Consider the following 19,271-nt stretch of genomic DNA (forward strand, 5'->3'; position numbering starts at 1 on the left):
CTATTCCAGCAAACCTCTGTAACGGTTTTGCGGCCGGAATGCGTAATCAAAGAAGCGAGAGCGTTTCCAGAGTTCTGTTCAGGCCCGGAAACGCTTCTGTTTGTGGCGGAACCGGTTAAGCCGGTTCCCGCGTCATGACAAGGCTTGCATTCTGTCCGCCAAATCCGAAGGAGTTGGACAGAACCGCGCTCACCTCGGCATCCCGCTTCACATTCGGCACCACGTCGAGCGAAATGGTCGGATCGGGATTGTTGTAGTTGATCGTCGGCGGCAGCGTGCCGGTCAGCATCGTCTGCAGCGAGAATACTGCTTCTACGGCCCCTGCTGCGGTCAGGGTATGGCCGATCATCGACTTGTTGGAAGACAGCGGAATATTCTTCAGGCCTTCGCCGAAGACGGCGAGCATCGAGCCATATTCCATCTTGTCGTTCTCAGGCGTCGAGGTGCCGTGAGCGTTGATATAGCCGATATCGCTTTCGGCCACGCCCGCATCGGCCAGTGCCGCACGGATCGTCGCAATCGCCGGGCCGCCATCGGGCGAAGACCGCGTGCGGTGGAAGCTGTCGGCTTTTTCACCGGCACCCTTGATGATGCCGAGGACCTTGGCGCCACGTGCAACCGCGGCTTCGAGCGATTCCAGCACCAGCGTTGCGGCACCTTCAGCGATCACGAAACCGTCACGATCCTTGCTGAACGGCTTGGAGGCCTTTTCCGGCGGATCATTCTGGGTCGAAAGCGCGGAGAGAAGCGAGAAGCGGATCAGTGCCTCGGCGCTGACCGAACCGTCGGTCGCAACCGTCAGTGCCCGCTCGGTGCGGCCCTGGCGTATAGCTTCGACGCCGAGCTGGATCGCAGTCGCACCCGAAGCACAGGCAGTAGACAGCGTGACCGGCAGGCCGCGTGTGCCAAAGCGGTCGGAAAGACGCTCGGAAATCGCACCGAAAAGCGCTGCTTCCTGGAACGCCGGATCGGGACGCTGGCGCAACGCCGTCATGAACCGCTCATAGGCGTCGCCCGGCTGTGCGGCCGGCGGCGAACGGTCGGCAAGCTCGAAACGGGCGCTCCATTCCGGCTCGATCGGCGGTGCTGCGAGAAACAGCGGCCCATCGAAATCACCGGATATACCGGCCTGCGCCAGAGCCTCGATGGTGGTTTCGCGGGCGAAGGCATAGGAGCGCTCGACGGAGTTCGGAACCGGGATATCGATGAAATCCACCGTGCCGCTGATGCGGGTGGAAAGCCCCTCAGTCGGGAAACGGGTGATCTTGTGGATGCCCGACTTGCCAGATGTCAGCGCCGCCCAGTTATCGGCAAGCCCCTGTCCCAGCGAGGTGATGATACCCATGCCGGTCACGGCGACGATCGGGCGACCGAGATGATCCTTGAAATTGGAAGTCATGGTCTATTCTCCTCAAACGTCGCGGGACAGAACGGCGACACCTTCGCCGCGCACATGGCCGACAGTGGTGACGACGGCTTCACTAGCCGCCTCGCCCATCTGCTTTTCCGCAGCCGCGTCGAAGGCAGGAACCTTCGCGCCGCTTTCAAGCGTCAGCGCCGCCAGAGCCAGTCCGAGCGGAAACTGCGCTTCAAGTCCATGGCCGGTGATACCGCCAAAACCGCGAATGACGGCCTTTGGCAGCGCCTTTTCGAGAACATCCTTCTCGCGCCGGGTCACCTCGTCATAACCGCTTGCGCCGGAAAACACGACGGTCGCAGCGCTGTCCTTTGCAGGCGCAAGCAGCCGCTCCATGCGCTTCTCCATGCGGCCGTCATCGCGGCTGCCGCGGTCGCCCTCTATGGCGTCAATGCGGGCATAGATGCGCGCGCCGCGCTCGCTGGCGTGCTTGCGTGATTCCAGCACGAGGAATGCGCCGAGCGAACCGGAAATCATGCCGCCGCCATCCTGGCCGCCACGCGACCACAACGGCTGCCAGCCACCCTGCGCATGCGCGCCGATCGCCTCGAACAGCAGGATCATGTCGGGACGTTCAGCCGAAAAGGCGCCGCCAACCAGCGCATGGCTCGATTCGCCGGAACGAATGCGGTGAAAGGCGGTTTCGACGGCGGAGATACCTGCCGCTTCCTCGCCCATGAACGTGCGGGACGAACCGGTGACCTTGTGCACGATGGAGATGTTGCCGGCCATCAGATTGGAAAGCTGGGCGAGAAACAGCGTCGGGCGCAGCTCCGTGGTCAACTTCTCATTGAGCAGCACTTCGCGGTCGTTGCGCTTCAGCGCTTCATCGACAATCAGCGTATCGACATTGATGTCGCGCTCGCCGCCACCGGCCGCAACGATCATGTCCATGGTGGCGCAGGCCTCGGCATTTTCCTTCAGCCCGGCATCATCGAGCGCGAGGCCAGCGGCGAACACGCCGAGCCGCTGCCAGTTTTCCATCTGGCGTTGGTCACCGCGCTTGGCGATCTGCGCGGACCAGTCGATCTCAGGCATGGGATGGACCGGATAGGGTTTGAATTTTTCGGTCTCGACAATCGTCGCCGGCGCGGCTGCTCCAGAAAGAAGCGCCACGTGCGCCTGGCTGCCGACGCCGTGACAGGTCACGATGCCGACCCCTGTTATCACCACATCATTGTCAGATTTCATCGTCTGTCATCCTTTGCAGCCGGCCCCGCCGAAACGGTCACGGCTATCCAACAGCGGTTGCGAACAACCACTTCATGCGTTGCGGAATAAAGCGCGCGGTGCGGATTGGCAATGGTGAAGGCCCGTTCGGCCATCGCCAGCCCACGATTTTCATGCATCGAAACCGGGCCGACGGGAAAAACGCCCTCTTTCGAAACGGGCGGAAGCGCTTATTTCTGCGCATCCGCGGCAATGGCCGCCATCAGGCCAACTTCTTCGGCCCGCTTCTTGACGATGGGACCGAGCGGAATTTCACTGAACGGCATGGTGCGCAGTTTCAGCTGCGCATCGCAGACCTTCTTGCCATCGCTGGTAATCTTAGCCTTGGTGACCGCAAAGCCCGAACCGTCATGCTCCAGCACGGCCTCGATATCGAGAACCGCGCCCGGCTCAACGAAGGTGCGCATCTTGGCGCCATCGACCGACATCAGGAACGGCATGGAGGCAAAATCGCTGAATGCCAGAACCAGCATGCCGGAAGCCTGCGCCATGGTCTCGATCAGGAGGACACCCGGAACCAGCGGCATGCCGGGAAAGTGGCCTTCGAAAACCGGGCTCTTGTCGGGAACGACGGACTGCGCCTTCAACGTGCGCGTCGCCATATCCACGGCATCGACCTTGTCGATCATCTGAAAATATTCAAGCAACATCCGTCCGGCCCGTCTCTGGTCGGTTGCGACCCGTCCAATGAAAGGCCGGGTCCAGAAAGAGAAATGCCCGCCTGAAGCGGGCATCATCATCTCAGCCCTTGGCTGCGCGCAGTTCGTCGATCTTGGCGCAGAGGTTCTTCAGCACGAAGTATTCTTCGGTGGAAACCTTGCCTTCGTTGACTTCCTGCGTCCACTGCTCGAGCGGAATCTTAATGCCGAATTCCTTGTCGATAGCGAAAACGATATCCAGAAAGTCGAGGCTGTCGATGCCCAGATCGTCGATCGTGTGGCTTTCCGGCGTAATGGTTTCGCGGTCGATTTCGCTGGTTTCGGCGATGATGTCGGCAACCTTGTCGAATGTAGCTGTCACGCCCATAATCCTTATTGTCGTTCGTATGAATTATCCTGTCTGACGCACCACATAGGCAAGTCGCACAAAAAAGCCAATGGTTTCGTGACGTAACTTTGAAATTTGCCCCAAAACTGTTGCCTAAACAGCAACCGAATGGCGGCCGCGTCCATTGCCGAGATAAGTGTCGAAGATTGCCGCGATATTACGCACGAAGGGCCTTCCGAGCTCCGTGAGCGCAAAAATATCGGCATCCATACGCACCACGCCATCGCTGTTGCCGGCGGCAAAATGCTGCGCCTGCGTCCGCACGGAATGGCTGGCCTTGCCGAAGCGCCGGTCGAGATCCGAAAAATCGAGCGCGAAATCGCACATCAGCCGCTCGATGACATGCGATCGCAGATGGTCCTCTTCCGACAGTTCTATTCCCTTGACAATGGCAAGGCCGCCATCGCCCGTCATCCGCTGATATTCTCCGGTCGCCACCATGTTCTGCACATAACCCTGCGGCAGCCTGCCGATGGAAGAAGCGCCAAGCCCGATCAGCGCATCGGCCGTATCGGTGGTATAGCCCTGGAAATTCCGCCGCAGCGCACCCGCTTCGGCCGCCTGGCATAAGCTATCGGCCGGCTTGGCGAAATGATCGATGCCGATCGCTTTGTAACCCGCCTTTTGCAGCATCTCGCCCGCCATCGTCATCTGGCGATACCGCTCGGCAATATCCGGAAGTGCGTGTTCGGGGATCAGCGACTGGTGTTTTTTCATCCACGGAACATGGGCATAACCGAAAAGCGCCACCCGGTCCGGATCGAGCGAGACGATCTGATCGACTGTCTTCTTCAGCGTCTCGCAGGTCTGGAACGGCAGGCCGTAGAGAATGTCGCAATTGACCGAGTGAACGCCCCTCGCCCGCACCGCATCGACGACGGATTTTGTCTGTTCGAAAGACTGGATACGGTTGATGGTTTTTTGCACTTTGTCATCGAAGTCCTGCACGCCAAGGCTTGCCCGCGACATGCCTACGGCGGCAAGGGCGTCGTAACGGCTGTCATCCAGATCGTTGGGGTCCATTTCCACGCTGATTTCCGGCGCAAGCCCGAAGGTGAAATGACGCCTCAGACAGTCCATCAAACTGACCATATCCTCCGGTTTCAGCATGGTGGGAGAACCACCGCCGAAATGCACGGCACTCACCACCGCATCGGGGGAAACAAGCGCGCCGACCGCTTCGATCTCTTGCTTAAGTGCTTCCAGATAAACGGCAATCGGCTCGTATTTCAGCGTGTGCTTGGTGTGACAGGCACAGAACCAGCACAACCGGTCGCAATAGGGAATGTGCAGGTAAAGCGATATCCGGTTCCTGTGGTTGAGCTGGCCCAGCCATTGCCGATAGGTCGCATTATCGATTCTCTCGTGGAAATGCGGCGCGGTCGGATAGCTCGTGTAACGGGGTACGGCGCCAGAATATTTGCGAAGAAGTTCGGTATTCATCACCGGTTTTGCCTTTTATCAAGAAAATGTCGATTTCCTCCCTTTCAGTAGCGGCTGCGACAGTTTGCAACTTTGACTTCAATCAAATTGCGCCATAAGTTCTTCCTAAAGTAGACGCGGGGACGACGGCTACGCGGCGCAAGCCTTTAAAGAGACCGGATTTGATACCCAAGGTCGCAATCGTCCCGAAAAAGCCAGCATTGGAAAAGGCTTATGGACACGCTGCAGAAGACCATCCACAATTCGGAAGAGCCCGTTGTCTGTCGCTCCTGCGAGGCGCGTCACGGCGGTCTTTGCAGCACGCTGACGCCACAGCAGCTCTGCGATCTCAACCGTTACTCCAGCCGCAAAAAGCTGGAGGCCGGCAATGAGCTGCTCGGCCAGGGGGAACTTGTCACCTCCTATGGCAACATCCTCAACGGCGTGGTGAAGCTTTCGAAAATGATGTCGGATGGCCGCCAGCAGATCGTCGGCCTGCAATTCGCACCGGATTTTCTCGGCCGGCCGTTCATGGCGGAAAGCAAGATGACGGCGGAGGCGGCAACGGATGTCGAAATCTGCCTTTTCCCGCGCCGCATCGTCGACCGTATGGTCTCGGAAGTCCCTGATATGGAGCGCAAGCTGCATAACCAGTCCCTGAAGGAACTGGATGAGGCGCGCGACTGGATGCTGACGCTTGGCCGTAAATCGGCGCAGGAGAAGGTTGCCAGCTTCCTTTATATGATCGCCACCCATATCGACCCGGAAAACGACGACAAATCCGCCTTCGACCTGCCGCTTTCACGCGCCGACATCGCCGATTTTCTCGGCCTCACCATCGAAACGGTGAGCCGGCAAATGACCAAGCTGCGCAAGGAAGGCATTATCCGCATCGAGAACAACCGCCATATCACGGTGCCCGATCTCGACGTCTTGAACGAAGCTGCCGGCAACGACTGACCGGCATCCGCAATTTTCATCGACCCTGAAGCGCGGGTGCTCCAATATTGATGTGCGGCGCCCGCGCCTGAGCGGGGGCGAGCGCAAACCCGGCAAGAACCAGCAAAGCGGCGATGCATTTCATGATGTTTCACCCTGTATGCCGCTGTTTCAGCGGCCTGTTTGTTATGGCTGCATCATAAGCGCCAAACCGCATCCATCCGCTTAAAATCTTCGGTAAGCGGATGGTTCAAAGGCAGGGTAAAGAAGGGGTTATGATGCCGCGACGGCCTGACCCGTTAGCGGTAAGTGCCACCATCCCAGGCTCGGCATCGCCGCTTGTTTCTTCTCCCCGCCGGGGAGAAGGTGGCCCGAAGGGCCGGATGAGGGGGAAACGTTGCCGGATTTCGGAGAGTTCGCCCCCTCATCCCGCTGCCGCGGACTTCTCCCCCTCGGGGAGAAGAAACACGTGGCATGCGCTCGCTCCATCTCAAGCCTCGTATGGGCCGGCTTGGTTTCAGGGCGTGTTTCGTCACTAAAGGATGTTGGGGTGGGTCCGTTATATCGCGCATAACGCGCGGTATGATCTCACTGCGAAGCAGCAGGCGTCGCAACCGGCTTCTGGTTTTCGCCAAGCGCCCGCAGTTCGGCGACCCGGCGCTTGTATTCGGCTTCCGAAATCTGGCCGTTGCGGCGTGCCGCGCCAAGGCGCGAGAGGCTGGATTCCATGGTGGAGGCCTCATCGTCGCCCATCTGGGTGCCGGCCGCCGTCATGGGCGCCGAGAAGGTCGGATAGGTGCCCGTGTCGCGCTTCTGGCTCACCGCATTGTCGCTGACGGGGCGCGGACCGACGATTTCGGCTGTCGGGCGGCGCATATGGGCCGGTGCCACGATCGGTTCGGGAGCCTTGCAGGCGGCGAGCCCGGTAACAACCAGGACGCCGGACAGGGAAAGCACGGCGATTCTCGCAGTATTTTCCGCATATGTTCCCCATGTGCCCATGTGCTTGCCCATCGTCATGTTCCGCCTGTAAAGGATATCTGCCGATATCGAATTCGACTGCGGTTCGGCCCTTTGCGGCCTCCCCTTGCTGGTGGAACTTGTATTCGTTTTCATGCAGAATGTGCAAACACAAATTTGGCGGAGGACAGCGCATGGCGGGTGTTGACGGCGGGCAGAAGAAAAAGGGCGGCAAAACGCCCGGTTTCGACGCCGGATCCGCCGAAGCCTACCTGATCCGCGACCCTGAAGCCTTCGCGGTCAACATTGCCCGCGCGCTTGAAAATCTCGGCAAGGCCGCCTCCGAATGGCTGGCGCCGCGCGAACGCGGTGAAATCCCCGAAAACAGCGCCGACCCCATGACCGAGCTCGTCAAGACGCTGTCCGATGTCGCGGAATATTGGATGGCCGAACCGAAGCGTTCACTGGAAGCCCAGACCCATCTGCTCTCCAGCTATTACGATCTCTGGGCAAAATCCGTGGCGCAGTTTTCCGGCGATGCCGATTCGGCTTCGGAAAAACCCAATGAGACCGGCTCAGCGGAACGTCGCAACCGACGTTTTGCCGATGCCGACTGGCAGGCCAATCCGTTTTTTGATTTTCTCCTGAAAGCCTATCAGACGACCGTGGGCTTTGCCGACCGGATGGTGACAGAAGCCGAAGGACTGGACGAACATACCCGCACCAAGGCGCTGTTTTACATGCGGCAGGTAACCGAGGCGCTTTCGCCCGCCAATTTCGTCTTCACCAATCCGCAGGTCTTTCGCGAGACGGTGGCTTCCAGCGGCGCCAATCTTGTCAAGGGCATGGCGCAACTGGCGGAAGATGTCGCGGCCGGCAATGGCCACCTGAAACTGCGCCAGACGGATTACAGCAAATTCGTCATCGGCCAGAATATCGCGGTGACCTCAGGCAAGGTGGTGGCGAAAAGTCCGCTGTGCGAAATCATCCATTATGCGCCGACAACGCAAAACGCCTTCAAACGGCCGCTGCTGATCGTGCCGCCATGGATCAACAAGTTCTACATTCTCGATCTCAATCCGCAAAAATCCTTCGTCGGCTGGTGCCTCGAACAGGGCCACAGCGTCTTCATGGTTTCCTGGATCAACCCGGATGCCAGCCTCGCCGACAAGGGCTGGGACGACTACATCTGCGAAGGTATCGATTTCGCCCTCGACACCATCGAGGAACGGACCGGTGAGAAGGAAATCAACGCCATCGGTTATTGCGTCGGCGGCACACTTTTATCCTCCGCACTGGCATTGCATGCGCAGCAGGGCGATGAGCGCATCCGCAGCGCCACGCTGCTGGCCGCCCAGACAGATTTCATCCATGCCGGCGATCTCAAGGTCTTCATCGATGAGGGGCAGCTTGCCGCGCTCGACAGGCACATGCAGGCGGTCGGTTATCTCGATGGCTCGATCATGGCCACCGTCTTCAACATGCTGCGCGCTTCCGATCTCATCTGGCCCTACATGGTCGATAATTACCTGCGCGGCACCGAGCCCCTGCCCTTCGATCTGCTCTACTGGAATTCCGATTCGACACGGGTAACGGCCGCCAGCCATTCCTTCTATCTGCGCAATTGTTACCTCGAGAACAATCTCGCCCGCGGACTGATGCGGGTCGCCGGCAAGCGGATCAATCTCGGCGATATCAAGATCCCCGTTTATGATCTCGCCACCCGAGACGACCATATCGCGCCGGCGAAATCGGTTTTCACGGGTGCCGCGCTGTTCGGCGGACCGGTGGAATTTGTGCTCGGCGCTTCCGGCCACATTGCCGGCGTAGTCAATCCGCCGCAGCTTGAAAAATACCAATATTGGACGGGGCCGTCACCGGCTGGAGACTTTGATGCATGGCAGGCTGCCGCCACCGCCCGCAAAGGCTCATGGTGGGTGCACTGGCAGAACTGGATCGAAAGCCAGAACGCTGAAAAGGTAAAGGCGCGCAAGCCGGAAGACGGCAAGCGGCCCGTGCTCGGCGATGCGCCGGGAACCTACGTCCTTTCCTGACCAGTTCCATCACCTCACATCTTCTAGGCCACATGCTCTTCACGCCCCCACTCGTTCCCGCCACGCTGATTTCCCGCTACAAGCGTTTCCTCTTCGATGCCGTTCTGGACGACGGCACGGCGATCACCGGTTCCTGCCCCAATACCGGCTCCATGCGCGGACTGACGACACCGGGCTCGCGCATCTGGCTATCCGAACACGACAGCCCCACCCGCAAATACCGGTACATGTTTGAAATGGTCGAGGCCGATGGCACCGTGGTCGGCATCAATACCGGCATGTCGAACCGGCTGGCGGAAGAGGCGATCCTGAACGGCCGTATCCCTGAACTTGGCGGCTATTCGACGATCCGGCGCGAACAGAAATACGGCCGCAATTCCCGCATCGATTTTCTGTTGTCCGAACCCGGCCGGCCTAACGCCTATGTTGAGGTGAAGAACGTGCATTTCATGCGTGAAAAGGGTCTGGCAGAATTCCCCGATACCGCCACCAAACGCGGTGCCAAGCACCTGGAGGAGTTGGGTGACGCAGCGGAAGCCGGTTACCGCTCGGTGATGCTCTATCTCATCCAGCGCGACGATTGCGAGCGGATGCGCATCTGCGATGATCTCGATCCCGTCTACGCGCTGGCGTTTCAGCGGGCAATGGCGCGTGGTGTCGAGGCCTATGCGGTGAAATGCGCGGTCTCCCCGACACAAATTTCGGTCAGCGGAACGGTTAAGATGGACGAATGGCGTCCGGCTGTTTTATGAACAGGGACGTAAAGAGACAGAAAGCACCAAGATGGTTACCTATATCGACGCAGCCTCCGCACCCCTCAAGAATACCGGCGTCATCCGCCTTTATACGCCTGAGGATTTTGACGGGATGCGCAAGGCGTGCCAGCTGACGGCGCGTTGCCTCGATGAACTGGCGGCGATCGTCAAGCCCGGCGTGACGACTGACGCCATCGACCGTTTCGTCTTCGAATTCGGTGCCGACCACGGCGCGCTGCCGGCGACGCTGAATTATCGCGGTTATACGAAATCCGTCTGCACCTCGATCAACCATGTGGTCTGCCACGGCATTCCGGATGAAAAGCCACTGCGTGACGGCGATATCGTCAATATCGACGTGACCTATGTGCTTGACGGCTGGCATGGCGATTCGAGCCGCATGTATCCGGTCGGCCAGATCAAGCGCGCCGCCGAGCGGCTGATGGAAGTGACCTATGAATGCCTGATGCGCGGCATCGCGGCGGTCAAGCCCGGTGCACGCACCGGTGCAATCGGCGCGGCAATCCAGGCCTATGCGGAAGCCGAGCGCTGCTCGGTGGTGCGTGATTTCTGCGGCCATGGCGTCGGACGCCTGTTCCACGACACGCCGAACATCCTGCATTACGGCCAGCCGGAGGAAGGGCCGGAAATCCGCGAGGGCATGATCTTCACCATCGAGCCGATGATCAATCTCGGCAAGCCGCATGTGAAGGTGCTCTCGGACGGCTGGACCGCAGTGACGCGTGACCGTTCTCTCTCCGCGCAATATGAACATGCCGTCGGCGTCACGGCCACCGGCTGCGAAATCTTCACGCTGTCACCGGGCGGCTTTGATCGCCCGGGCCTGCCGCCACTCGCATAAGGCCAGACCGCCTATGGCAAAACGCCCTGCCCCGCCTCCCGCCGATCTTTCCCCTACGTCAGGCTTTGAGGCGGGCGAAGGCGACCTATTCGATGCGGTGGATGAGCGAGGCTTTTTTGCCGAACCGCGAAGCGCTCCGAAAAAACCCACCGTCGCCATTGCCGAACAGGAAGCGGAGACCGCGCACTATCACGGCCATCGGGACCGGTTGCGGGCACGTTACCGCGATGGCGGCGACGCCGCGCTTGCCGACTATGAATTGCTGGAACTCCTGCTGTTCCGGCTGATCCCGAGGCGCGATACCAAACCGATCGCCAAGGCGCTGATTGCCCGTTTCGGAACGCTCGGCGGTGTTCTCGGCGCGCCTTTGCCACTGTTGCAGGAGGTGAAGGGCGTCGGCGAGGCCGTGGCGCTCGATCTCAAACTCGTTGCGTCCGTTTCCCAGCGGATGCTGAAAAGCGAAATCCGCAACAAGCAGGTTCTCGGGTCCTGGTCATCGGTCATTGATTATTGTCATGCCGCCATGGCCCATGAAACGCGCGAACAGTTTCGCATCCTGTTCCTCGACAAGCGCAATGTCCTGATTGCCGACGAGGTACAGGGTCAGGGAACCGTGGACCACACGCCGGTCTACCCGCGTGAAGTGGTACGCCGCGCCCTTGAACTATCATCTACAGCCTTGATTTTAATCCACAATCACCCGAGTGGAGACCCCACCCCCTCGCGGGCGGATATCGAGATGACCAAAACCATCATCGATACGGCCAAGCCGCTTGGCATCACCGTCCACGACCACATCATCATCGGCAAGGATGGCCATGCCAGCTTCAAAGGGCTTCGGCTTATTTGAAAATCAACTGGTACTGACGCGAAGGCTTTAACGCGCATGCAACCCATAAGGGCGGCATCAACAAAAAATTAACACCTATAAATTAGCATTTCCGAAAATAATAAAACAAGGCATCGAACCTTGGTGCCTTGAGGAACGGGGGTGCTTTATGCGTAATGCAGTGCGTTTCCTTCGCGATCGGTCCGGCTCGAATGCTGTCGAGTTCGCCATCGTCGCGCCGATCTTCTTTCTCGTCCTTCTGACCATGATCGCCTACGGCATCTACCTGATGGCGGCCTATTCGGTGCAGCAGATCGCCGCAGATGCGGCGAGAACGGCGGTTGCCGGCCTCAATACGACCGAGCGCCAGCAGCTTGCCCGGGATTTCGTCACCAAAAGCGATCTCAGTTACGCTTTCATGGACAAGGCCCGTTTCACCGTCGATGTCGCCACAGATCCCGCCAATGCCAACCAGTTCACGGTCAAGGTCGAATATGACGCCCGCGATCTGCCGATCTGGAGCCTCTACAGCTACACCATGCCAGAGCCGGTCATCCGGCGTTTTTCCACCATCCGGATCGGAGGAGCATGACATGCGGACTATCCCTTCCCTGCTCCCCGCTTTCCTGAAGGATCGGGCCGGCAACATCGCCATCTCGGCCGGGCTTACCGCGCCGCTTTTCATCGGCGTCCTGGCGCTTGGCGTCGATTACGGTTATCTGACCCTGCAGAAACGGCAGTTGCAGCAGACCGCCGATCTCGCAGCCATATCGGCGGCCGCCAATGCCGCTGATCCGGAAAAGGCGGTTCAGCAATATTTCGCCCTCAACGGCATGGATCTCGGCGTCAAGACGCCGCAGGGCCTGCTCACTCCAAACGGTCTTCAACCCTTCGATCCCGCAAACGAATTTGCAAGCAGCAAGGGTTACGCCGAGGTCATCAAGGGCCATTATGAGCCGGATGCAACCATTCCTGTCGGCGCACGGTTCGTTGACAACGCCCTGCCCACCAATGCGGTGAAAGTGAACATCGTCGAAAAGGGCCAGATATTCTTCGCCGCTGCCTTCACCACCCCGCCCAAGATTTCTGCGGTCGGAACAGCCTCATCCCAGAAGATCGCGGCATTTTCGGTGGGCTCACGACTGGCAAGTCTCGATGAAGGCATCTTGAACAGCCTGCTCGGCGGCCTGCTCGGCACCACGGTTTCGCTCAAACTCATGGATTACCAGGGGCTGGTTGCCGCCGATGTCAACGCGCTGCATGTCGTCGAGGCGCTTGCCATCGATCTTAAGCTCACCGCCGGCACCTACAAGGATGTTTTGAAGACGGAAATCACCTACGGTCAGTTCCTCAATGCGTTGACCAAAACCACCGGCCTGCAGCCGGCTGTCGCCAACATTCTGAAGACACTGGAAAAAACCGCCAACAAGAGCAACATCAAGCTCAAGCTGGAAGAAATCCTCAATCTCGGACCGTTCTCGGACAAGCTGATCGGTAGTGGTGAAAACCTCAAGGTCACCGCCGGCGTCTTCGATCTCCTCAATGCCGCAGCCGTTGCCGGCAATGGCGGCAACCAGCTGGCGCTCAATCTCAACGCCAATGTTCTCGGTCTCGCCTCCGTCAAGGCAACGCTTGCCATCGGTGAACCGCCGGTCGAAACTCCGTCGCTCGCCGTTGGTGGTCAGGGCACCATCGTCCGCACCGCACAGACCCGGCTGGCCGTCAGTGTCGTGGTGGACGGGCTTCAGGCCATTGCCGGCCTCAAGGTCAATATCCCGCTTTATGTGGAAGTCGCCCATGCCGAAGCACGGCTTGCCGATATTCGCTGCACGGGCGGCGGACAGGGAACGGTCGATGTAGAGGTCGTTCCCGGCGTTGCGGAAATCGCGCTCGGCAATGTCGATACCTCCGCTTTTGCCAATTTCGGCAAGGACCCGCGTGTCACCAAGGCGGCAATCGTCGATTCAGCGCTGCTTGCCATCAATGGCAGTGCCCTCATCAATGCCACCAACATGACGAAGACCAAGCTGACCTTCACGCAGTCGGATATCACCCAGGCCAAGATCAAGAGCGTATCCACCAAGGACACCGTCACCACTCTTGTCAGCTCGCTGCTGAAGAACCTCAATCTGGATATCAGGCTGCTCTTCCTCAACCTCGATCTGGGAGGTCTGGCGGGCATTCAGGCAGCGCTTGCCAACACGCTTGCGGTGGTTACCGCTCCGGTCGATCAGCTGCTCTACAACGTGCTTCTGGTTCTCGGCGTCAAGATCGGCGAAGCCGATGTGCGCGTCACCGATGTGCGCTGCCAGCAGCCGGCGCTGGTGCAATAACCCCGCAGATAGACACAAAAAAGCCGCCGGGAAATATCCCGGCGGCTTTTAATTTGATCGCTATTTATATCAGGCGTTGGCAATAGCCAGACGCTTCTCGTCCCGGCCGCTCTTCATGCGCTCGGAGAGAAGGAACGCCAGCTCCAGTGCCTGATCGGCGTTGAGGCGCGGATCGCAATGGGTGTGGTAACGGTCCGACAGCGAATCCGCCGTCACGGCGCGCGCGCCACCCGTGCATTCCGTCACGTCCTTGCCGGTCATCTCAATGTGGATGCCGCCCGGATGCGTGCCTTCGGCGCGGTGGATCTGGAAGAAGCTTTCGACTTCCGACAGGATGCGCTCGAACGGACGCGTCTTGTAGTGGTTGAGCGTGATCGTGTTGCCATGCATCGGATCGCAGGACCAGACGACCTTACGACCTTCCTTCTCGACGGCGCGAATGAGCTTCGGCAGGCTGTCGGCCACCTTGTCATGGCCGAAACGGCAAATCAGCGTCAGGCGACCGGCCTCGTTTGCCGGGTTCAGCGCATCGATCAGCTCGATCAGATTGTCGGGCGTCAGCGACGGACCGCATTTCAGGCCGATCGGGTTCTTGATGCCGCGGAAATATTCCACATGCGCATGGTCGAGCTGACGCGTACGGTCGCCGATCCAGATCATGTGGCCCGATGTCGCGTACCAGTCACCGGAGGTCGAATCGATGCGGGTCAGCGCCTCTTCGTAGCCAAGCAGCAGGGCCTCGTGGCTGGTGAAGAAGTCGGTTTCGCGCAGGCTCGGATTATTGTCCGCGCTGATGCCGATCGCCTTCATGAAGTCCATGGTTTCGGAAATCCGGTCGGCCAGCTTGCGGTAACGGTCCGCCTGCGGGCTGTCCTTGATGAAGCCGAGCATCCACTGGTGAACGTTTTCAAGGTTGGCGTAGCCACCCATTGCGAAAGCGCGCAGCAGGTTCAGCGTCGCGGCCGACTGGCGGTAGGCGTCGAGCTGGCGCTCCGGGCTCGGTATGCGCGAACCTTCGTTGAATTCGATACCGTTGATGATGTCACCGCGGTAGGACGGCAGCGTCACGCCATCAAGCACTTCCACGTTGGAAGAGCGCGGCTTGGCGAACTGGCCGGCAATACGCCCCACCTTCACGACAGGCAGCTGCGCGCCATAGGTGAGCACAACGGCCATCTGCAGGAAAGCGCGGAAGAAGTCGCGGATATTGTCCGCGCCATGCTCGAGGAAGCTTTCGGCGCAATCGCCGCCCTGCAGCAGGAAGGCGTTGCCTTCAGCCACATTGGCGAGCTGTTTCTTCAGGCGGCGGGCCTCACCGGCAAAAACCAGCGGCGGATAGGTCGCAAGTGTGGCTTCCGTTGCAGCAAGCGCTGCTGCGTCAGGATATTCGGGAACCTGCTGGATCGGTTTCTGCCGCCAACTGCCGGGTGTCCAATTCTGTGCCATGTTCTTACCCTTTTTTCGCCCGCGCGACTGTCGCGCGACCGCCTCGAAAAATTGAGCGGCTTATAGCTCCAAGCATCGGCTTTGCATAGCCGATGTCAGGGCTATCGGGCTCAATCTGCCCCTTTTGGGCACTCCAGATGCACAAAAGTCAATTCAAACGATTTAACCGACCCGCCGCCATCCAGAAAACATCCGTTTTCGAAGGGCGGCGGGCGAATTCGGACAGCGATCATATCACGCTTGCATCAGCGCTACACGCGCTCGCCATTCACCACGCGGTAGCTCGGCGAATACATCGTCACCAGCTCTTCAGCGGCCGTCGGATGAACCGCCATGGTGCGGTCGAAATCATCCTTGGTGCAGCCGGCTTTCAGCGTGATGCCGAGAAGCTGCGCCATCTCACCCGCTTCGTGGCCGAGAATATGCACGCCAACAACCCTGCGGTCGGCGGCATTGACGATCAGCTTCATGGTCGTCTTTTCCTGGCGGCCGGACAACGTTGCCTTCATCGGCCGGAACTGAGCGCGATAGACTTCCAGCTCAGGATATTTCTTGCCCGCTTCCTCTTCCGAAAGACCGACGGTGCCGATTTCCGGCTGCGAGAACACCGCCGTTGCAATCAGCTCGTGATCCGGCTTGGTCGGGTTGTTCTTGTATTCGGTCTCGATGAAGCACATGGCCTCGTGGATCGCCACCGGCGTCAGCTGTACCCGGTCGGTGACGTCGCCCAGCGCGAAAATGCTCGGCACGTTGGTGCGCGAATAATCATCAACGATGATCGCGCCGCGCGCATCCAGCTTCACACCGGCATTTTCCAGACCCAGACCCTTGGTATTCGGATCACGGCCGAGTGCCAGCATGACCAGGCCGACATGCAGCGAGCTACCCTGCTTGGTGCGCGCCACGAAACCATCGGCACCATCCTTGCTGACTTCCTCGATGATATCTTCGAGAATGATGCGGATGCCCTTGGCCTCCATCGCCTCATGCAGGCCCTTGCGCATGTCGTGATCGAAACGCGAGAGGATTTCCTTGCCGCGATAGATCAGCGTCGTTTCAACACCGAGACCGTGGAAGATATTGGCGAATTCAACAGCGATGTAACCGCCGCCGGCGATCAGGATCGATTTCGGCAATTCTTCCAGATTAAATGCTTCGTTGGACGAGATCGTCAGCTCGTGGCCGGGCAACGCCCTGTGCTCGTTCGGCGTGCCGCCGACGGCAATAACGATACGCTCTGCCGTGAAGGTCTCACCGGTTTTTGTCAGCTTCACGGTATGGGTATCGACCAGTTCGGCGCGGCTGTCGAAAATATCGGCCTTGGCGTTTTCCAGCCCCTTGCGATACAGCCCCTCGAGACGGGTGATTTCCTTGTCCTTCGCCGCGATCAGCTTCTTCCAGTCGAAGCTGCGCTCACCGACGCTCCAGCCGAAACCTTCGGCGTCCTCGAAATGTTCGGGGAACTGCGAGGCGTAGACGAACAGCTTCTTCGGCACGCAGCCGCGGATGACGCAGGTGCCGCCATAACGATATTCTTCAGCAATCCCCACGCGCTTGCCGAGCGAGGCCGCCACGCGGCCGCTGCGCACGCCGCCCGAGCCGCCACCGATGACGAAAAGATCGTAGTCATAAGCTGTCATAGTCAAAACCCCTGATCAAAACCACGCCATCAGCCCTCAAGGCGAATGGTGGCGTCTTCACGGCACATATAGGTGCTGCGACGCACAAATGAAAAGCCCGGTCTTGCGACCGGGCTTTGAATATTTCTGAATTGTCTGTTCATTCAATCAGGGCTTGGGAGCAGCCGGAGCGCCGCCCGTGGCGTTCTGGTCGGCCGGAAGCGGCTTCAGATCAGCGCCGGCAACCTTCTGCAGTTCAGACATGCTGGACGCGTTGAGATCGCGGTTGATGCCGGCAGCCCAGATATCGGCGGCCTTCATCAGTTCGCGGGTGGCGATAGGGCCATCCTTCAGAAGCTTCTTGCCCGCTTCGCTGCTGTAGAAGGCGGAAATGGCGTTCAGCTCTTCAACGCTGAAGGCGCGCGCATAGGTGAGTGCAGCCTCGCGTTCCAGATCGGCGCGGCGCGGCGCAAGCTCGAGAGCCTTGGCATCGACGGTCTCGGTGATGGCGTCTTCGACGTTCGGCGAGGCCTGAATGAGTTCGGCCTTCAGACGCTCGGCCAGTCCAGGCAGAATGTCGTCAAAACGGTCGGTAACGCCAAGAGAGGCGATTGCCTGCCGTGCGGCAGCAACATGCGCTTCCGAAATTTCCTGAGCGCGTACGGCAGTACCGAACACAACGCCGGAAATGAGGATCGAAGCAGCGGCAGCTTTGCCCAGTCCCGCTAGTTTGATCATGAAAATCTCGCTCCTGTTATACTGCCTGCATCACGCGGGCGCCTTCAGGACCCGCGATAATGGCAAGCGATGCCAAATTTATGAAAAGTCCGTGCTCGACGACACCGGGAATCGTGTTCAGCTCGCGTGCTAGCGCTTCTGCATCAGGAATACGGCCAAAAGATGCGTCGAGGATAAGGTGTCCGCCATCCGTCATGAAGGCGCCGTCGCCGGATGAACGCATTGTCAATGCGCCCGAAAGACCGGATCGAGCCGCCAGCTTTTCAATGGCGATACGTGTCGCCACCTGGCCGAACGGGTTGATTTCGATGGGAAGCGGAAAGGCGCCCAGCGTCTCGACGACCTTGCTCTGGTCGGCAATGACGATCACGCGCGCAGATGCCGCCGCAACGATCTTTTCGCGCAGAAGAGCACCACCGCCGCCCTTGACGAGGCGCAGCGCATGATCGACTTCGTCAGCGCCGTCGATGGTCAGATCCAGTTCCGGCAATTCATCGAGAGATTTCAGCGGCACGCCAAGCTCGACGCAGAGACGCGCGGTGCGCTCGGATGTCGGAACACCCTCGACTTTCAGGCCGGCAGCAACCTTCTCGGCCAGAAGCCTGACGAATTCCTCGGCCGTCGAACCCGTGCCGATACCAAGCCTCATCCCGTCTTGCACGTGGGACAATGCGGCCTCGGCGGCCTTGATCTTCATCTGGCGGGCATCCATGTGCCTGAAACTCCGGTAGCTTTGTCGTCGCCGTGCTGTTTACACGGGTCGAAAGCCAAACGAAAGCCTTTTTCAAGCCAACGAACAGAACGTTGTGACGCGGTTGCAAAGACAGGCCCGTTTGCCTAGGCTTGGCGCGAATGAAAGCACCGACACCTCGACACCCGCATTCTCCAAGAGGCCCGTTCCCGTGACATCCCGCCCGCTCTCTCCGCTTGCCATTTTCGATCTCGACGGCACGCTCGTCGATACCGCCGCCGACCTGGTCTCGAGCCTCAACCACACCATCGCCGTTGCTGGCCTTGCGCCCGTCACCTATGACGACCTGACCCACCTCGTCGGCCAGGGCGCGCGGGTGATGATCAAGCGGGCTTTCGCATTGCGCCAGACGAAATTGCCGGAAGCCGAGATCGATCCGCTCTATGAGCGTTTCATCACCCATTACCGCGCCGAAATGCCGGGTGAAAGCCGCCCCTATCCCGGCATCGTCAACACACTGGATGCGCTCTCGGAAGCCGGCATCACGCTTGCCGTCTGTACCAACAAGACCGAAATCCTTGCTGTGCCGCTGCTCGAAAAACTGGGGCTGACGCGATATTTCGCGGCCATCACCTGCGGCGACACCTTCGCCTTCCGCAAACCGGATGCCCGCCATATTCTCGGCACCATCGAAAAGGCCGGCGGCGATAGCAGACGCTCGATCATGGTCGGCGACAGCATCAACGATATTCTCGCCGCAAAGAACGCCGGCGTACCGTCGATCGGCGTGACCTTCGGTTACACGGATGTGCCGATGGCCGAGCTGGAACCTGACGTCGTGATCGATGATTTTGCAGCACTGACGCCCGATCTGGTGGGCCGGTTGCTGACCGGACGCGACGCGGCGGCGTAAACCGCCGTGATATCCG

The 19,271-nt window shown here is 59.5% G+C and carries 19 protein-coding genes; 8 read left to right on the plus strand and 11 right to left on the minus strand.

Features of this window, described 5'->3' with window-relative positions; all coding sequences use genetic code 11:
• Nucleotides 1-115: 115 nt before the first annotated feature.
• The 6 genes from PL640_RS07410 to hemN form a co-directional block, all read right to left on the minus strand.
• Nucleotides 116-1,399, minus strand: a complete 1,284-nt coding sequence (locus PL640_RS07410) for a beta-ketoacyl-ACP synthase (protein ID WP_142839823.1) — start codon at nt 1,397-1,399, stop codon at nt 116-118.
• Between the two features lie 12 nt (nt 1,400-1,411).
• Nucleotides 1,412-2,608 carry a beta-ketoacyl-ACP synthase gene (locus PL640_RS07415; RefSeq protein ID WP_271361272.1) on the minus strand — a complete coding sequence of 399 codons (1,197 nt, stop codon included), beginning with the start codon at nt 2,606-2,608 and terminating at the stop codon, nt 1,412-1,414.
• The gene (locus PL640_RS07420) at nt 2,605-2,766 is read right to left on the minus strand and encodes a hypothetical protein (protein ID WP_193559497.1); all 162 of its coding nucleotides are present in this window, start codon (nt 2,764-2,766) and stop codon (nt 2,605-2,607) included. The genes PL640_RS07415 and PL640_RS07420 overlap by 4 nt, the downstream gene beginning before the upstream one ends.
• A 51-nt stretch (nt 2,767-2,817) precedes the next feature.
• Nucleotides 2,818-3,297 (minus strand): 3-hydroxyacyl-ACP dehydratase FabZ family protein, encoded by a 480-nt coding sequence (locus tag PL640_RS07425; protein WP_271361273.1) that lies wholly within the window; start codon nt 3,295-3,297, stop codon nt 2,818-2,820.
• 91 nt (nt 3,298-3,388) lie between these two features.
• Complete coding sequence (locus PL640_RS07430) at nt 3,389-3,673, minus strand: acyl carrier protein (protein WP_003495848.1); 285 nt, start codon at nt 3,671-3,673, stop codon at nt 3,389-3,391.
• Between the two features lie 114 nt (nt 3,674-3,787).
• Entirely contained in the window at nt 3,788-5,137 is a 1,350-nt protein-coding gene (gene hemN / locus PL640_RS07435; protein ID WP_271361274.1) for an oxygen-independent coproporphyrinogen III oxidase, read from the minus strand.
• 213 nt (nt 5,138-5,350) lie between these two features.
• Between hemN and fnrN the strand changes: the two genes are divergently transcribed.
• Complete coding sequence (gene fnrN / locus PL640_RS07440) at nt 5,351-6,076, plus strand: transcriptional regulator FnrN (protein WP_269699636.1); 726 nt, start codon at nt 5,351-5,353, stop codon at nt 6,074-6,076.
• A gap of 567 nt (nt 6,077-6,643) precedes the next feature.
• Here fnrN and PL640_RS07445 read toward each other — a convergent pair.
• Nucleotides 6,644-7,069 carry a hypothetical protein gene (locus tag PL640_RS07445; protein WP_237681352.1) on the minus strand — a complete coding sequence of 142 codons (426 nt, stop codon included), beginning with the start codon at nt 7,067-7,069 and terminating at the stop codon, nt 6,644-6,646.
• A 140-nt stretch (nt 7,070-7,209) separates the two neighbouring features.
• Here PL640_RS07445 and PL640_RS07450 point away from each other — a divergent pair, with 140 nt between their 5' ends.
• The 6 genes from PL640_RS07450 to PL640_RS07475 all read left to right on the plus strand — a co-directional run bounded on the left by PL640_RS07450 (nt 7,210) and on the right by PL640_RS07475 (nt 13,848).
• Nucleotides 7,210-9,069, plus strand: a complete 1,860-nt coding sequence (locus PL640_RS07450; RefSeq protein ID WP_271361275.1) for a PHA/PHB synthase family protein — start codon at nt 7,210-7,212, stop codon at nt 9,067-9,069.
• A gap of 32 nt (nt 9,070-9,101) precedes the next feature.
• Nucleotides 9,102-9,821: a DNA/RNA nuclease SfsA gene (gene sfsA, locus PL640_RS07455; RefSeq protein WP_271361276.1), complete on the plus strand. Its 720-nt coding sequence runs from the start codon at nt 9,102-9,104 to the stop codon at nt 9,819-9,821.
• Nucleotides 9,822-9,852: 31 nt separating this feature from the next.
• Nucleotides 9,853-10,686 carry a type I methionyl aminopeptidase gene (gene map, locus PL640_RS07460; RefSeq protein ID WP_046800109.1) on the plus strand — a complete coding sequence of 278 codons (834 nt, stop codon included), beginning with the start codon at nt 9,853-9,855 and terminating at the stop codon, nt 10,684-10,686.
• Between the two features lie 13 nt (nt 10,687-10,699).
• Nucleotides 10,700-11,536: a RadC family protein gene (radC, locus tag PL640_RS07465; RefSeq protein ID WP_271361277.1), complete on the plus strand. Its 837-nt coding sequence runs from the start codon at nt 10,700-10,702 to the stop codon at nt 11,534-11,536.
• Between the two features lie 148 nt (nt 11,537-11,684).
• Entirely contained in the window at nt 11,685-12,107 is a 423-nt protein-coding gene (locus PL640_RS07470; protein WP_142839831.1) for a TadE/TadG family type IV pilus assembly protein, read from the plus strand.
• 1 nt (nt 12,108) lies between these two features.
• The gene (locus tag PL640_RS07475) at nt 12,109-13,848 is read left to right on the plus strand and encodes a TadG family pilus assembly protein (RefSeq protein WP_271361278.1); all 1,740 of its coding nucleotides are present in this window, start codon (nt 12,109-12,111) and stop codon (nt 13,846-13,848) included.
• Between the two features lie 69 nt (nt 13,849-13,917).
• On the opposite strand, the gene PL640_RS07480 is transcribed toward PL640_RS07475, so the two are convergent.
• From PL640_RS07480 to rpiA, 4 genes are all read right to left on the minus strand, one after another.
• Nucleotides 13,918-15,294 carry a class II 3-deoxy-7-phosphoheptulonate synthase gene (locus tag PL640_RS07480; protein WP_142839833.1) on the minus strand — a complete coding sequence of 459 codons (1,377 nt, stop codon included), beginning with the start codon at nt 15,292-15,294 and terminating at the stop codon, nt 13,918-13,920.
• 251 nt (nt 15,295-15,545) lie between these two features.
• Entirely contained in the window at nt 15,546-16,934 is a 1,389-nt protein-coding gene (gene gor, locus PL640_RS07485; protein ID WP_271361279.1) for a glutathione-disulfide reductase, read from the minus strand.
• Nucleotides 16,935-17,081: 147 nt separating this feature from the next.
• Nucleotides 17,082-17,651 (minus strand): DUF2059 domain-containing protein, encoded by a 570-nt coding sequence (locus PL640_RS07490; RefSeq protein ID WP_046800065.1) that lies wholly within the window; start codon nt 17,649-17,651, stop codon nt 17,082-17,084.
• Between the two features lie 16 nt (nt 17,652-17,667).
• Nucleotides 17,668-18,363 (minus strand): ribose-5-phosphate isomerase RpiA, encoded by a 696-nt coding sequence (gene rpiA, locus PL640_RS07495; RefSeq protein ID WP_003502924.1) that lies wholly within the window; start codon nt 18,361-18,363, stop codon nt 17,668-17,670.
• A gap of 190 nt (nt 18,364-18,553) precedes the next feature.
• Here rpiA and PL640_RS07500 point away from each other — a divergent pair, with 190 nt between their 5' ends.
• On the plus strand, nt 18,554-19,255 hold the full coding sequence (locus tag PL640_RS07500; protein WP_271361280.1) for an HAD family hydrolase: 702 nt from the start codon (nt 18,554-18,556) through the stop codon (nt 19,253-19,255).
• Nucleotides 19,256-19,271: the final 16 nt, after the last annotated feature.

It is taken from the genome of Agrobacterium sp. ST15.16.024 (assembly GCF_027956545.1).
Lineage (GTDB): Bacteria > Pseudomonadota > Alphaproteobacteria > Rhizobiales > Rhizobiaceae > Agrobacterium > Agrobacterium cucumeris.

Excerpts from the sequence above, each read along its gene's own strand:
- PL640_RS07410 (WP_142839823.1), bottom strand. The coding sequence starts at position 1,399 with ATGACTTCCAATTTCAAGGATCATCTCGGTCGCCCGATCGTCGCCGTG.
- PL640_RS07415 (WP_271361272.1), bottom strand. The coding sequence starts at position 2,608 with ATGAAATCTGACAATGATGTGGTGATAACAGGGGTCGGCATCGTGACC.
- PL640_RS07420 (WP_193559497.1), bottom strand. The coding sequence starts at position 2,766 with ATGCATGAAAATCGTGGGCTGGCGATGGCCGAACGGGCCTTCACCATT.
- PL640_RS07425 (WP_271361273.1), bottom strand. The coding sequence starts at position 3,297 with ATGTTGCTTGAATATTTTCAGATGATCGACAAGGTCGATGCCGTGGAT.
- PL640_RS07430 (WP_003495848.1), bottom strand. The coding sequence starts at position 3,673 with ATGGGCGTGACAGCTACATTCGACAAGGTTGCCGACATCATCGCCGAA.
- hemN (WP_271361274.1), bottom strand. The coding sequence starts at position 5,137 with ATGAATACCGAACTTCTTCGCAAATATTCTGGCGCCGTACCCCGTTAC.
- fnrN (WP_269699636.1), top strand. The coding sequence starts at position 5,351 with ATGGACACGCTGCAGAAGACCATCCACAATTCGGAAGAGCCCGTTGTC.
- PL640_RS07445 (WP_237681352.1), bottom strand. The coding sequence starts at position 7,069 with ATGGGCAAGCACATGGGCACATGGGGAACATATGCGGAAAATACTGCG.
- PL640_RS07450 (WP_271361275.1), top strand. The coding sequence starts at position 7,210 with ATGGCGGGTGTTGACGGCGGGCAGAAGAAAAAGGGCGGCAAAACGCCC.
- sfsA (WP_271361276.1), top strand. The coding sequence starts at position 9,102 with ATGCTCTTCACGCCCCCACTCGTTCCCGCCACGCTGATTTCCCGCTAC.
- map (WP_046800109.1), top strand. The coding sequence starts at position 9,853 with ATGGTTACCTATATCGACGCAGCCTCCGCACCCCTCAAGAATACCGGC.
- radC (WP_271361277.1), top strand. The coding sequence starts at position 10,700 with ATGGCAAAACGCCCTGCCCCGCCTCCCGCCGATCTTTCCCCTACGTCA.
- PL640_RS07470 (WP_142839831.1), top strand. The coding sequence starts at position 11,685 with ATGCGTAATGCAGTGCGTTTCCTTCGCGATCGGTCCGGCTCGAATGCT.
- PL640_RS07475 (WP_271361278.1), top strand. The coding sequence starts at position 12,109 with ATGCGGACTATCCCTTCCCTGCTCCCCGCTTTCCTGAAGGATCGGGCC.
- PL640_RS07480 (WP_142839833.1), bottom strand. The coding sequence starts at position 15,294 with ATGGCACAGAATTGGACACCCGGCAGTTGGCGGCAGAAACCGATCCAG.
- gor (WP_271361279.1), bottom strand. The coding sequence starts at position 16,934 with ATGACAGCTTATGACTACGATCTTTTCGTCATCGGTGGCGGCTCGGGC.
- PL640_RS07490 (WP_046800065.1), bottom strand. The coding sequence starts at position 17,651 with ATGATCAAACTAGCGGGACTGGGCAAAGCTGCCGCTGCTTCGATCCTC.
- rpiA (WP_003502924.1), bottom strand. The coding sequence starts at position 18,363 with ATGGATGCCCGCCAGATGAAGATCAAGGCCGCCGAGGCCGCATTGTCC.